General features: G+C 43.9%; 14 protein-coding genes and 1 pseudogene. 6 read left to right on the top strand and 9 right to left on the bottom strand.

Features of this window, described 5'->3' with window-relative positions:
* Positions 1-168 precede the first annotated feature (168 nt).
* From V7R35_RS11490 to V7R35_RS11475, 4 genes are all read left to right on the top strand, one after another.
* The gene (locus V7R35_RS11490) at positions 169-1344 is read left to right on the top strand and encodes a saccharopine dehydrogenase family protein (protein ID WP_334014975.1); all 1176 of its coding nucleotides are present in this window, start codon (positions 169-171) and stop codon (positions 1342-1344) included.
* Between the two features lie 103 nt (positions 1345-1447).
* Entirely contained in the window at positions 1448-1888 is a 441-nt protein-coding gene (locus V7R35_RS11485) for an SRPBCC family protein (protein ID WP_334014974.1), read from the top strand.
* A 928-nt stretch (positions 1889-2816) separates the two neighbouring features.
* A complete protein-coding gene (locus V7R35_RS11480) occupies positions 2817-5138 on the top strand; it encodes a molybdopterin cofactor-binding domain-containing protein (protein WP_334014973.1) in 2322 nt (773 codons plus the stop codon).
* Positions 5139-5141: 3 nt separating this feature from the next.
* On the top strand, positions 5142-5615 hold the full coding sequence (locus V7R35_RS11475; RefSeq protein WP_039218518.1) for a (2Fe-2S)-binding protein: 474 nt from the start codon (positions 5142-5144) through the stop codon (positions 5613-5615).
* 327 nt (positions 5616-5942) lie between these two features.
* Here V7R35_RS11475 and V7R35_RS11470 read toward each other — a convergent pair.
* The 5 genes and pseudogenes from V7R35_RS11470 to V7R35_RS11450 form a co-directional block, all read right to left on the bottom strand.
* Positions 5943-6194, bottom strand: a pseudogene (locus V7R35_RS11470) (energy transducer TonB); the annotation flags it as partial.
* 12 nt (positions 6195-6206) lie between these two features.
* Positions 6207-6386 carry a hypothetical protein gene (locus V7R35_RS11465; protein ID WP_334014972.1) on the bottom strand — a complete coding sequence of 60 codons (180 nt, stop codon included), beginning with the start codon at positions 6384-6386 and terminating at the stop codon, positions 6207-6209.
* 111 nt (positions 6387-6497) lie between these two features.
* On the bottom strand, positions 6498-7016 hold the full coding sequence (locus tag V7R35_RS11460) for a YceI family protein (RefSeq protein WP_334014971.1): 519 nt from the start codon (positions 7014-7016) through the stop codon (positions 6498-6500).
* 4 nt (positions 7017-7020) lie between these two features.
* A complete protein-coding gene (locus V7R35_RS11455) occupies positions 7021-7569 on the bottom strand; it encodes a cytochrome b (protein ID WP_334014970.1) in 549 nt (182 codons plus the stop codon).
* Positions 7562-8194 carry a YceI family protein gene (locus V7R35_RS11450; RefSeq protein ID WP_334014969.1) on the bottom strand — a complete coding sequence of 211 codons (633 nt, stop codon included), beginning with the start codon at positions 8192-8194 and terminating at the stop codon, positions 7562-7564. The genes V7R35_RS11455 and V7R35_RS11450 overlap by 8 nt, the downstream gene beginning before the upstream one ends.
* A 355-nt stretch (positions 8195-8549) precedes the next feature.
* On the opposite strand from V7R35_RS11450, the gene cspE reads away from it, so the two are divergent.
* Positions 8550-8762, top strand: coding sequence for a transcription antiterminator/RNA stability regulator CspE (gene cspE, locus V7R35_RS11445; protein ID WP_334014968.1), 213 nt, complete (start codon positions 8550-8552; stop codon positions 8760-8762).
* A 329-nt stretch (positions 8763-9091) separates the two neighbouring features.
* On the opposite strand, the gene V7R35_RS11440 is transcribed toward cspE, so the two are convergent.
* The 3 genes from V7R35_RS11440 to V7R35_RS11430 form a co-directional block, all read right to left on the bottom strand.
* Complete coding sequence (locus tag V7R35_RS11440) at positions 9092-9553, bottom strand: GyrI-like domain-containing protein (protein ID WP_334014967.1); 462 nt, start codon at positions 9551-9553, stop codon at positions 9092-9094.
* Positions 9554-9660: 107 nt separating this feature from the next.
* On the bottom strand, positions 9661-9876 hold the full coding sequence (locus V7R35_RS11435; RefSeq protein ID WP_334014966.1) for a TIGR02450 family Trp-rich protein: 216 nt from the start codon (positions 9874-9876) through the stop codon (positions 9661-9663).
* Positions 9877-9906: 30 nt separating this feature from the next.
* Positions 9907-10245 (bottom strand): hypothetical protein, encoded by a 339-nt coding sequence (locus V7R35_RS11430; protein WP_334014965.1) that lies wholly within the window; start codon positions 10243-10245, stop codon positions 9907-9909.
* 308 nt (positions 10246-10553) lie between these two features.
* Between V7R35_RS11430 and V7R35_RS11425 the strand changes: the two genes are divergently transcribed.
* Complete coding sequence (locus V7R35_RS11425; RefSeq protein WP_334014963.1) at positions 10554-11027, top strand: hypothetical protein; 474 nt, start codon at positions 10554-10556, stop codon at positions 11025-11027.
* A gap of 55 nt (positions 11028-11082) precedes the next feature.
* Here the strand turns inward: V7R35_RS11425 and recD are convergent, their stop codons facing one another.
* Positions 11083-13206 carry an exodeoxyribonuclease V subunit alpha gene (gene recD / locus V7R35_RS11420; RefSeq protein ID WP_334014962.1) on the bottom strand — a complete coding sequence of 708 codons (2124 nt, stop codon included), beginning with the start codon at positions 13204-13206 and terminating at the stop codon, positions 11083-11085.

Below are 13206 nucleotides of genomic sequence, written 5' to 3'. Positions count from 1 at the left end.
CGAGGTTATGCAATATAGTTACGCGACACAGTCATGCAATAAATAGCCGTGATAGATAAAAACCGAAAGCAACAATATTGTGAATATACAAATATTATCGAAAAAAATGATACATCGCCGTGTTCATGCGTATATTTGGCTAATACACCACACAGATAGGACTAAATTATGAGTAGTGAACGCGAATTTGATGTTGTGATTTTCGGCGCAACAGGCTTTACAGGAAAGCTTGTTGCGGAATACTTTCAGGCCCAGTACGGAAACGACAGTAGTGTAAAGTGGGCTGTTGCAGGTAGAAACGAAACAAAGCTTAACGACGTTAAAAAAGAACTTGGTATTCCGGATAGCGTGCAAGGTATTGTAGCTGATGGCGATGATGCAGACGCGCTAAACGCACTTACCAAACGCACCCAAGTTGTGTTGACTACCGTTGGGCCCTATCAAATTTACGGTGAAAAACTGCTTTCAGCGTGCGTAGATAACGGCACAGGCTACACCGATTTATGTGGTGAGCCTGCTTGGATGCACCAAATGATTAATAAGTACGAAGCAAAAGCCAAAGAAACTGGTGCAAACATTGTGTTCTCGTGCGGTTTTGACTCGGTACCATTCGATTTAGGTGTGCATTTCCTACAGCAGCACGCAACGAAAGTAACCGGCGCCGTTATTGAATACGTGAAGGGCCGCGTAAGAAAAATGCAGGGTACATTTTCTGGCGGCACGGCGGCATCGTTAAAAGCCACTATGGCTGCCGCACATAAAGATAAGTCTGTTATGGCGGCTCTCATCAATCCGTTCTCCTTAGCGGGTAACGAGGTAATACAAGCGCAGCCAGACGGCAATAAGCCTTACTTCGATGAAGCGCTTGGTACATGGGTTGCGCCATTTATCATGGCTGCAATTAACACGAAAAATGTTCACCGCTCTAATTATCTATCTAGCTATGCTTATGGAAAAAGTTTTCAGTACGATGAAATGATGATGACAGGCCCCGGCGAAAAGGGCGAAGCCATGGCTAAACACGTTGCACAAGATAAGTCGTTAGCCAGTGACGATGGCCCGAAGCCAGGCGAAGGTCCAAGCAAAGAAGAGCGTGAGAACGGTTTTTACGATGTCGTCTTTACAGGCACTGCATCGAACGGCGATATGTTAGCGGTGTCGGTAAAAGGCGACAAAGACCCAGGCTACGGCTCTACCAGCAAAATGATTGCGGAGTCGGCACTGTGTTTGTGTAAAGACGTATCGCTCAATGGCGGTTTCTACACACCCGCTGCAGCACTAGGCGATAGTTTAATTACTCGACTAGAAAAGCACGCAGGCCTTACGTTTACTGTAGAGAAATAAGTAGGCTTCATTACGGCGCGGTTTTAACTTTAAAAAAAGAAACAAGCCGCGCCTTTTCATTATTTACAGCGCACGAAAATCGTAACACGAAGTAGGATTACGTATGTTTTCAATTCACGTAGAAAGAACCATAAACAAACCCATTCAACAGGTGTTTGCGGCACTTAGCGACCATGCTAATTATTCACAGTTTAAAGGTGTGGATGAATCTAACCTATTATCGGAAGGTAACACTGAGAAAAACGGTTTAGGCGCTGTGCGTGAGATCATTGCTGGCGGCGCTAATCTGCATGAAGAAATTGTTGCTTACGAACCACCGTATAAACTGGGTTATAAAGTAATAAAGTCAAAGCCCCTTCCCTACGACCACCGTTTAGGCGAAATAACGTTGGAAGAACGCGATGGAAAAACCCACGTTACGTGGCGCTCACAAGGGCATATCACCATCTTTTTGTTAGGAACCTTGTACTTCGACAAACAAATTCAAAAGCACGGTGCTCGGGCGTTCGGCAGCATCTTAAAGCATATTGATAATATGGCTTAGCAATAACCTTATTAGCTGTCATCAATGAAAGAGATGGGATGTGTGACTGGCTGTGGCGAGCGTTAATCGGACATTGGAATATCTTCTTCGCTGGTCAGATTCAGACAAGGAGCGGATATTCAGAAAATTTCCTTGAACTTCGGTCGTGGTCTCAGATCTCTAGATGGAAAACATTCATCAAAACGTAAAAAATGATAATAAGTGCTTTGAGACCATAGTTCCTTGTATTACTGCTGATGACCGTTCAATCAAGCGGACATCAACAAATTAATAATGCATTTAGACAAATTAGACTCTCCGATTACCGCCAATACTTGTCGAGCCCAGCAGATTTTCGAATCTGCACAAACCGCAGTGTTTGACGACTACACCATCTAACGAGATTTTGACTTTGATGCATAAGTTGCAAAACATGCGAGAGCTTGAACATACAATATGTTGAGGCAAGAACTTCCACAAATCTCATTTAGAAATTTAGTACACAGTTCAGTTCACTGAATTATTTTGGCGACAACTCATTTCATCTTTTCTTCAAAACACCCATCAGGAAAACATACCAGAATCAAATACGTCTGCCATTGTGCCTAGTATGGCGTTACTGTTTCTTATGCTCCGTCCTTAATCAGCGATGGCACGTTGATGGCAGCCAGCAATGCCCTGGCGGATAGTTATCCATTAGCCAGCACGGGCCGTGTTGAGCTTCTGCCCTTTTGCTCAAGAAAATCGTGTTCGCAGTGAGTAAAGTCGCTATTACAATAAGGGGATCCCCCTACTTTAGTATTAATTATTATTAACGCTTAATAAAGTGTACGCAATGTTAGCATCTCATTAACATTTATGTAGCAAGCTGCAAATTTCTACGTTAAATAAACGACTTTTCTTAAGCTTAAGTTAACGATTGAAGGTCTTGACCTGAAACGGAGAATTTATGACAAAAAGCAACCATGCAGAACAAATAGAGACGATTACCTCCTCACAAAAACATGATCAATCCGGTAGTGATGACGAACACATTGTCGAGTTGGAAAACACCGGACGAAGAAAGTTTATTGGTTACATGCTTAAGGGGTCGAGTTTTGCTGTTGCGTTACATATAACTAGCGGAGCTATACGTCCTCAGGATGCCAACGCCCGATTGTTAGGAATACCGGAACTTGCAGATGAACTGGATTTAACAGATCTGTTGCTTATCTCCGGTGACCCTTTCTACTACGATTATTTAATTAAGATAACGAGTGATAACCGTGTCCGTTTTGAGCTTCCAAGAATGGAGGTAGGGCAAGGTATATTAACTGCTGCAATGATGATTCTTGCCGAAGAGCTGGACGTTGAAATGTCCTCAATTGATGCGACTTTATCTCCGGCAGAAATCAGGCGAGCGACTGGTCAAATTACAGGAGGCTCTCACGCCGTAACCTCTCTTTGGGATCCGTTGCGCAAGGTCGCGGCAGCGCTGTTACATAAGATAAAATTGTCAGCCGCAGTGCATTTCGGGATTTCTGTGAACGAAATTAGTACAGAACTTGGCTTTGCAATTGATAACAATGGCAACCGCATTGCTTACTCTGAGCTCACCGCAGGTGTTGAGGGACGCAACGATGCAGCTCGACTGGCAAAGCCTAAAGACCCGTCTCAATACAAAATTATCGGTACGCCGCAAAAGCGGGCTGACGCGCGCGATATTGTTACCGGCAAACTAGATTTCGCGATGGACCTCGACATACCAGACGCGATGCCCACTGTGGTCGCTAGGCCACCCAGCTTAGGGGGTTGCGTGGTCACGTTTGACGATTCTGAGGCAATAGGCCTGCCCGGTGTCCTTGCCATCAAAGAAGTTCCATTGGATGTTGATGCAAATTCCTCTGGCGTGGCAGTTGTTGCGCGTTCCTTTGGCGAAGCTTTTCGGGCACGTGATGCACTTAAAATTTCATGGAGTGTGGGTGCTGCCGAACACCTGTCTGATGCCGAGGTCATTGAGCAGTTACGTGCGATAAACCTGCCAACCTTACCTAATATTCCTCTGGCTACCGATTCTGTTGGCGGCGAGTTCATCTTTCCTTATTTGGCACATGCCCCTATGGAAACCATGACAGCAGTTGCCGATGCAACCGGCTCAAAGATCAGGGTATGGACTGGCGCCAAGACGCCACTTGCAGCACAAGCTAAAATTGCGCGTGAACTTGGAGTCTTACCCACTGACGTTGAGGTGAATGTAATTCAGAGCGGCGGCTCATTTGGCCGTCGCTTATTTTTTGATGCAGCAGTTGAAGGCGCGCGTATTTCACAAATTGTAAACCGCCCCATCAAACTTATGTTTACCCGACAGGACGATACAAAGTTTGGCCGCGCACGACCGCTCAGCTTGCACAACGTAAAAGCGACTTACACTAGAGGTTTTTTAATAGGCAAAAAAGTGTTGTCGTTTGACCATCGCGCTGCAACCGCTGAATTGGATCTCGAACATGGCTTTGGCGACGGTATTACTGCATTGGGAGGAGAATTAGCTCCCGCTGCTTTCAGCCAGACAGTCTGGCACTCAACGCAACTAGTGCAATATAAGTTTGGTGCAACTTCCTTGCTGCTAAACGAAAAAAAATTCGTTGTGCCAACCTCCTCTTGGCGCGGCATCTACTCTGGCACAGCTGCCGTCGCAAACGAGATAGTTGTTGACGAATTGGCACGCGCAATGAACGAGGACGAATGCCAGTTCAGATTACAAATGCTGGATGATGAGCGCTCCAAATCTGTCTTGCGGAAAGTTTCTCGAGAGGGCAAGTGGGGAAGGAGAATGAAAAAAGGACGTGCCCAGGGCCTCGGGTTACATAAAGAGTATAAGTCTCGAGCCGCAGTGCTTGTTGAATTACAAACGTTCAAAAATCCGGAGAAAGAATGTAAAGTCACTAAGATTGTTGTTGCGCTGGACGTGAACCGAGTATTGAATCCAACCGGCCTAGAGGCGCAAGTTATCGGTGCGGCAACCGATGCCATTACCTACATGATTCGCACCAGTTTACACCTCGACAATGGCGCAATACGCGAGAGCAGTTATGGCGATTTTGAGATTGCTCGAATGCGCAACACGCCACCAAAAATTGAAGTGCACTTTATGCCGCCTAACGGAGAAACACCGGGAGGTGCAGGCGAGTTGGTAGTGCCTGCGGCGGCAGCGGCGATAGCCAACGCATTTGCCAGGGCGACGGGTATCGCACCACGTCGTTTTCCACTTCGTGACTTCTATCCAGAGGGTTAATTCATGCCACAAATTACATTTAATGTTAACAATAACCCGGTTTCTATCGACGCTGAAAACGATGATGAGCTTCTGTATCTCTTGCGTGATCGACTTGGTATTACTGGCCCAAAATATGGTTGCGGTGTTGGCGTGTGTGGCGCTTGCACTATCTTTAAAGACGGTGAGCTAGTTCGCCCATGTATTGTTCCGATGGAAGAAGTGGAAGGTGCATCGCTAACCACTATTGAAGGGCTTGCGGTCGATGATATTCTGCATCCGGTGCAAGAAGCATGGATAAACGAAGATGTCGCTCAGTGTGGGTTTTGTCAGGCGGGACAAATTTTAACCGCCGTCAAACTATTAGAGTCTAATCCCAATCCCAACGATCGTGACATTGATGAAGCTATGAGCGACAATATCTGCCGCTGTGGTACCTATCATAGAATTCGAAAAGCCATTAAACATGCTGCAGCTTTGATTCAGCAGACGACATAAGAAGCTAGTTTTTGGGAAAACGGGCGGGGCTGAGAACAACACTTCAAATTGTATAAACTCATAACTAATCTGAGTTTCTCGCCTATAGGGTTGGTAGTATTGTAGACTGCTTCAAGCGAATTGCTGGAGTTTCACTGCTTTTAATTGAAGGGCTGCTCTAGTACCCCCTCTGCCGTTTAATCACAAATAATTGAACGGGAGCTTCTGGCACATAGGGGTCGGGTATATTCACTAAAATCGACACTTGTGAACGACCGCTCCTTGATTGAACAAAGATGCCGATAAGACTTCTATCGGCGTCGTATGAAATTTTGAACCAAACCTACATCAGCTACCTTTGATTTGAATTATTTCAACATTACTAAAGAACGTAGTATCAGGGTTATCAGTAAGGGCAAACTCTAGCGATACGTAATTGTTTCTGATTTTTTTGCTAGGTTTGGTAAAAACCCACCTTTGCACTGCAAGTATTGCACTTGCATCAAACAGCCCATCTTTGTCAGACGCTTCAACTTGAATGTCTGACACATTGCCGTCTTTTTCTATACTAAAGCTTACTAAAACAGCGCCCTCTAAGCCGTTTTTTACCGCTTATTGAGGGTACTTGGGCATTGCTCTTTTAATAACGGTTACTTCGTTAGCTTCTTCATTCTGCGTAGGAGCAGCAACAGTATGAAAATGACTAGCGCCTAAAAACAGCACAACAGCGACCGTGGTATAGGTGCCTATTTTCTTAAAACCACTGATAAAATCCCTGAATTGTGATGCCATGGTAACTCCTTGTTATTTCGAAGGTCTTTGCGTCCCATTCGATAGTTACAGATAACGTCATCACCATCAAGGTTTTTTACTTTCTCCTTAACGCTCTAATTTGAAAGCCCCCTATTTTGGAATAGTTAACCTTAACCCAATCTCTCGACTCACCCACTCTGCGTCAGGGTCAGACTCTTTGCCTATTCCAAAGGCCAGGCGGTCTATGTCAAATTCTGCGCTTAGGCCTGTTTGGTTTCGTGTTAACGCAAAAGTCACTAGGTGTGAAATACCACGTAAAGAAAGCTCGCCTTTTACCATGTAGCCGCTGTCAGTTTTAGCGATGTCTGATGCAACAAACTTCGCCGTTGGTGTGTTTTTGACATTGAACCAGTCGTCTTCAACCAAGGTTTCATCGTACATTGCATTGCCAGTTTCAGCAGATGCTAATGAAAACTGCGCTTCTATTCGCGGTTCAGTTTCTGGAGGCAACATCAGCGTGGCCTGCCATTCATTAAATTTACCAGTAAACGCCCTACCCGCATGCTCGCCAGAAAACTGCAAACTCGCATTTTTCGAATCAATTTTTATAGTCTCGGCAAGCGCGCTGCATGAGAGAATACAGTACATTAGCATTGTTATAATTCGCATGTATTTACCACCACATTCTTTTTAGTAAGTTTTCACTGTGCTTAATTTTATGTAAAACAACCGCCCCAATATGCGCACATAAAAGCATTACAAGCGCCAACATGCCATACCAATGCGCGGCATTTGCTATACCTTCAACCGTTTTATTTCTAGCAATTCCCGGTATATGCGGCCACTTAAGCCAGTCAAAAAACACAAACGTTGGCAAGCCGAAAGGACTTGCCGAAACCATTACCCACCCGGCAATAGGAATAATAAACAGAAGGCAATAAAGTGCTACATGGCCATAAGCCGCTTTGCGCCTTTGAGTGGGCGGGATTGAACTAGGAAGTGCGGGACGAGGTAACATAAACCGCAGCACTACTCGTAATGCCACAGCCCACAACACCACCACGCCAGACGCTTTGTGAATTTGGTACAAGTCGAATTGCTGTGCTTTTGGCAGATCGCCATTTACCATATACAAGCCAGAGCCAATCATAAAGGCAACGCCTAGGGCCATTGCCCAATGAAGCACAATAGCGAAAGAATGGTAGCGAGCAGGTTTATTCATCGTTTTTGAAAAACTCGCCTTCAATCATTACTTCAACATCGGTGCCTATCATGGGCGCATATTTATCCATTCCCCACGCCGTTCTATCAATGGTGGTAGTCGCTGAGAAACCCATGGTTGGCTTTCCTGAAAAAGGCTGTCGAGCCATTGCACCATTTAACGTAACGGCCAATGTTACAGGTTTGGTAATACCTAAAAATGTAAGGTTGCCTTTCATTGTTGCTGTAGTTTCGGTGTTCATTTTAATGCTTGTAGAAACGAAGTCGATGCTAGCGAATTCACCCGCATTAAACCAACCGCTATCGGTAGCTAATGTATTGTTGAAGTCTTTTTCTTCAGGATTGGGGAACGCGGTTTGTATCGACATTGGGTCGATAGAAGCAGCTACTGTAGAAGCTTCGATGTCTTGAGGGTTATAGTTTATGCTTGCATCAAATTTTGCAAACCGCGCCACATAATTTGAAAGCCCAAGATGGCTTACTTTCCAAACAATACTGGCGTGAGTTAAATCTACCTGATAGTTGCCTTCTGGAAGCTTTTGAAACTCGGTTTTTGCAAATACCAGCGACATGCAGCTTGCTAAAAGTAGTGCTACGGATAACAAGCTACCTTGCTTTTTATTCATGTTGTTTCCTAAAGCGGCAAAGAATTATGTGTACTTTATAAGTTTACTTGTGATGAATTGATCAGAGTTAAATCATAAGAACTGAAAAATAATATCGATATTATGAATTAACCTCTTTTATACATCATCAAAAATATATTTATATACAAACCTACTTTTATAGCGTACTGTGCACCGGCTTTAGAAATTTAAAGCTTTATCTACTACTGCATTTTGTACTTCTTTTTCTTCTTTTATTAATTTAGGTCGAACTTGTATATCCATTTGCTCTATTGGTTAATGTTTTACGTGGTTTATCTAGAGTTCTTTCGGTTCAATACCGATACTGTTTTTTAATTAATAAAAGGTTTCAAATATGTCTAACACAGTTACTGGCGTAGTAAAGTGGTTCAATGAAGAGAAAGGTTTTGGTTTTTTAACACCTACTGAAGGTGGCAAAGACGTTTTCGTTCATTTTCGCTCAATTGCTTCTGAAGGTTACAAATCACTTGCTGAAGGACAGCAAGTGTCGTTTGTTATTGAACAAGGTCAAAAAGGACCACAAGCAGCAAACGTTGTTGCACTTTAATTAACGTTCTTTTTAAAAGGCTAGTGCTAGCTGGCCTTTTTTATTTCAGCTCACCACTTCCCATAAAATATCTACGCTAAACAACACTCTGTAAGACAATTCTAATAAACTGACCAATCTACAATAAGACTAAAAATCATGATTTATCATTATAATGGTGACAGAATAAACGCTCGTCCCCCCATCACCGCTATATCTGCTAACAAACTCAACGTTGTGTTTAAAGACAGTTTTCAGCTGAAAAACATTCACTTTCAAACCCTTTCTGATAAGAAAGCGTTCTTACGTTGGCTAACGGCAATATAGTTTTACGCTGGAATTTGGCTTAACTACGTAACTGAAATATACACATCAATCTGATTTGCGTTTGGGTAGTGTTCAAAGTCTACACCGAAGGTACGCGTGTGTTCAGGTTTGCCTTCAGTGAAGTACTGCCAAACTGATGCCCATGTGTCTATGGCAATTTGTGGCATCTCGCCTTTGTGGCTGAACACTAAATATTTCCCGCTTGGTATGGTTACAGTTTCTACCTTCACACCTTCAGATAACGTTTTATCATCAAGACTACCATCGAAGCCAGCAAGTACCCTGAAGTGACCAGTATGGTCCGACTCGTAGTCTGAATAAACACCATAAACGCGTTCTCCACCTTGATAATTAACAGGAATAGTATTATCAAACTTTTGCCATAACGCTGGGATCTTTCCTTTGCCCGGCGTCATTTCAGCTTCATTATTAGTTATGGTAGAAAAACCGCGAATGTGTTGTTGCTCTACGTACTTCACTTCCATGCTTTGTATTCCCAGTTAAGTAGGTATTGATCTTGGTTTTGGTGTTGGTACATGTGTTGATATGCGTGCATCCCATGCTGTTGAAAACTATACCGTAATGTATAGCCCTACTTCCAACCCTGACGCCACTGCGAAATGTTGTTTAAGTCTCGCCATGCTATATGGTATTCGTTCTTCGACATCACAGCTTCAACAACACAGTCAATTACGTTGTTATCGTCGTCAAATTCTACTGACGTTACCATAAAATGCTTTTCTTTATTAAATGGGCTAACTGCCGTCCATTTGCTGTGTAGCAACTTCTTGGGGTGAACTTTATTCATTGTGATTGTATTACCTTACTGTTGCCCGCATTAATGTTGATAGCTGGCAATACCGTAGCTTAGCTTGCAGTCTATGTACTTCAACATTCTGTTCACTACTCGTGGCACTTCTATTCCAGTGCTGGCAGCGCTTACCGTACTTTCAACGTAAATATCACAATCGTCATATTGAATTTGTTGGCGAATGACAAAATCGTTTAGTTCATCAAACAAGTCATCATTTAGCGGCACTGTGCCCACAAAAATGTTTTCATTATCTAACTTATAAAAAGAGGCACCGTTGATTTCTTTTTTGAAGGTATAGGCTTGCATCATATCTAATTTTAGTAAGCGGAAGCTTACCGACACAGTCTGTGTTGCTTTTGTCACTACCTAAATATTCCACTGCGTTGAATTGGGTTTATTATTTCATGTGTTGGCCTTTTCTTCACGTCTCTTATCAAAGCAAACCCACACCAACAACTATTACAAAATGAATAAAAGCGTAGCAGCTGTAGCAGCCCCCATGGTTAAGTTGAAATGCCTACGTCTTGCGGGCGAACTTAGCCAGAATCGCATTTTCGCGCCGATATTAAACGCTACCTTGACATTACACCAAGCAATTTTGATCCACATCAACGCATGCAATTCGATGTTTAACCACAATAACATTACTCCCTTTGCACAAGGCTAAGCGCATGCTTTCTATTATTGGTGATACCGATGCAAATACCAGCATTAAGGCGGAGGCTCACAGCCTTTACAAACTTTGTGTTAAACCCACTACGCAGGTTGCTATAGAAACGAAGCCAGTGTTCGGCGCTAACATTACGCTGCACAGTAGCATGTTTGAATTTGCGAGCTTTATCGTTCGCCCACATAACATCATTGGATGGGTAGACCACACTGGCTTGTCTCACTTCAACGTGGAATATGGGGTTCAGCATGAAACAGAGCACCACCTGCAATCATCGAATGAACATAAAGCTGCAAGAGAGTTACAGGCTGCGCACTTGAATCAACGCGAGAAGGGGTCAGTGCTTTTACCCTCCCAATTCTTACGTGCAGACTGCGGCGTTCTGCGTACGACGCTTCCAACCCGTATTTACCTTATGGGGCGCGAACTAGGATCTATTCACAAACACGGTGTGTTTTTATTCTGTCCACTCTAGCCTTGGCACCGCACTCTTTGTGCCTTTCACTCTTTTGGATTTACTTCACGTTGTATTAGCGCTGCCTATTGGCTTCTAGCACATTTATGGCTTGAGAAAGGCCTGAAAAACGCTTGTCTACTTTTTCAATCATAGTGGTTAATGTGTGCTGCTTGGCTAAGATTAAACATCCTTTCTTAGCACGCGTTAATCCGGTGTACACCAAGCCTCGATGTAACAAGTTAGCTGCTATATCACTGGGTGCATCAGACAGAATTAACACCACATGCTTAAATTCTGAGCCTTGTGATTTGTGGATGGTCATAGCAAACACAGTTTCAAATTGTGGCAAACGCGACAAAGAAATATGACGCACGCCACGTTCAGCCCCATTTTCTACACTACTTTCTGGTGCTTCAAACCACGCTTGTAACTTTCCGCATTTATCTGGCCAAATTACGCCAACCTCACCATTAGACAGTCGCTGTGGGTGGTGATTTTTAACTATCATGATGGGTTGGCCTTGATAAAACTGCCCTTCTCTTCGTTTTATTTTGTGCTTAATCGCATCAAATACTAATGCATTTAAGCCTTCAACCCCCATAGGCCCCTTGCGCATTGGCGTAAGCCAGCGAACGGCGTTTAACAAGGCAAGTGCGTCTGCTGGCCCAAACGGCAGACCGTTTTCTTTTAGCGGTGGTGCAAATAGATCTGTAAAGCTTTCTTTGGCTAACTGCTTTAATAGCTCTGAATTGTTAACACCCTCGGACATTAAATGAACGCCTTCTGTTAACAATAGCTGTGCTTTATTGCTTAATACGTTTTTTGGTGTGAGGGAAGATAATGCCTTTACTGCATCGCCCTGCTGTATAGCGGTGGCCACCTCTGCTACCTGACCTTTGAAACGTTGAGGAGCTTGTAGAGTAGATACCCATGTTTTGGCACTCTCATTAACAGGTAATAAAGGCAAATGAGGGCAAAGCGACACAATGTGCTGGCGCATATCAGTTGGTACCGCTCCTAGCTGTTCTGCACTGTTTAAGTCTGTCTCGCTCAGCGCTTTCCCTTTTAGCTGATCACTGTCGTCGCTTCCTACTAGCTCTAACTTCGATGTCACATTGCCTTCAACAAGTTGCTCAAGCACGTTACCAAGCTCTACTGCGGGTAATTGATCAGCATCGCCAATAAAATATAAACGCGCATGCTCAGGTAACGCCCGCATTATGCGCGCCATAAGCGCCAAATCCACCATACTGGCTTCATCTACGATTAACACATCAAGGTTTAACGTATTATTTGTGCCAAATTTGGTTGCTACCGTATGCTCACGAAGTCCTAGCAAGCGGTGAATCGTAACGGCGTCTGTAGGTACTTTTTGTAGTGTCTCTTCAGGTACTAAGCCACGCAACCCTTCAATGTTACTAACTATTGATTCCGTCATACGTTGCTGCGCTTTGCCCGTGGGCGCTGCCAGCACAATGTTTATGTTTTCATCAACAGCTTGAAGCGCAAGCAACAAACGTAAAACCGTGTAGGTTTTACCCGTGCCCGGGCCACCATTTATTACGCTGAAACGCTGTGCAATACTTTTTGCAACTGCCACCTGCTGCCAATCTTGTTGAAGTACCTCTGATGTGGGAAACATCTGCGGCCATAGCGCTTTTACGCGTGTTGTTGCTGTTTCATCTAACACTTCAAGGGCCGTTCGTTGCACAATACTTGAAGCGACTTCACGTTCAAAATCGAAGTAGCGACGGCTGTACAAACGCCCCTCTTGATACACAAACAATTGGGCAACCGTCTGGTTTTCAAGGGCGTTTTTTACACATTTAATAAGCGGGGTAAGTGCGGGAAATACAATACCTTTTAAACGCTCTTGGTTCTCCTCTTCTAAAGCATCATCTGTGGCATTTAATTTTTGTTGCTGTGCATTATCGATACTTGTTTCTGGCTCATCGAACATGCGCTTATCTGCAAGTTCCGCCAAGCTTAGGCAACTGTGCCCATTTCGCTGCATGAAAGACAACGTAACCAGTAATGCGCCCCAAAGCTCAACATCATCAGCGTTAAGTTCAGGCAGAGTGGCAAACTCTTCTGCAACAAATTTATCAATGGCTTCAATACCATGTAACCGCTGAAAAAGTGCCGAGAGAATTAGCTTTTTGCTAGGTGTAGAATGTTGTGTTGTTGTCGCGGTCAT

The sequence above is a fragment of the Alteromonas sp. S167 genome (genome assembly GCF_036864375.1).
In the GTDB taxonomy this organism is placed as follows: Bacteria; Pseudomonadota; Gammaproteobacteria; order Enterobacterales; family Alteromonadaceae; genus Alteromonas.
Note: the sequence above shows the minus strand (reverse complement) of the source record. Positions and strands in the feature narration are given on the sequence as shown.

Bases quoted from the DNA above. Each gene is read 5' to 3' on its own strand.
- cspE (WP_334014968.1), top strand. From the start codon at position 8,550: ATGTCTAACACAGTTACTGGCGTAGTAAAGTGGTTCAATGAAGAGAAA.
- V7R35_RS11480 (WP_334014973.1), top strand. From the start codon at position 2,817: ATGACAAAAAGCAACCATGCAGAACAAATAGAGACGATTACCTCCTCA.
- V7R35_RS11465 (WP_334014972.1), bottom strand. From the start codon at position 6,386: ATGGCATCACAATTCAGGGATTTTATCAGTGGTTTTAAGAAAATAGGC.
- V7R35_RS11455 (WP_334014970.1), bottom strand. From the start codon at position 7,569: ATGAATAAACCTGCTCGCTACCATTCTTTCGCTATTGTGCTTCATTGG.
- V7R35_RS11475 (WP_039218518.1), top strand. From the start codon at position 5,142: ATGCCACAAATTACATTTAATGTTAACAATAACCCGGTTTCTATCGAC.
- V7R35_RS11460 (WP_334014971.1), bottom strand. From the start codon at position 7,016: ATGCGAATTATAACAATGCTAATGTACTGTATTCTCTCATGCAGCGCG.
- V7R35_RS11485 (WP_334014974.1), top strand. From the start codon at position 1,448: ATGTTTTCAATTCACGTAGAAAGAACCATAAACAAACCCATTCAACAG.
- V7R35_RS11435 (WP_334014966.1), bottom strand. From the start codon at position 9,876: ATGAATAAAGTTCACCCCAAGAAGTTGCTACACAGCAAATGGACGGCA.
- V7R35_RS11440 (WP_334014967.1), bottom strand. From the start codon at position 9,553: ATGGAAGTGAAGTACGTAGAGCAACAACACATTCGCGGTTTTTCTACC.
- V7R35_RS11450 (WP_334014969.1), bottom strand. From the start codon at position 8,194: ATGAATAAAAAGCAAGGTAGCTTGTTATCCGTAGCACTACTTTTAGCA.
- V7R35_RS11490 (WP_334014975.1), top strand. From the start codon at position 169: ATGAGTAGTGAACGCGAATTTGATGTTGTGATTTTCGGCGCAACAGGC.
- V7R35_RS11425 (WP_334014963.1), top strand. From the start codon at position 10,554: ATGCTTTCTATTATTGGTGATACCGATGCAAATACCAGCATTAAGGCG.
- recD (WP_334014962.1), bottom strand. From the start codon at position 13,206: ATGACCGCGACAACAACACAACATTCTACACCTAGCAAAAAGCTAATT.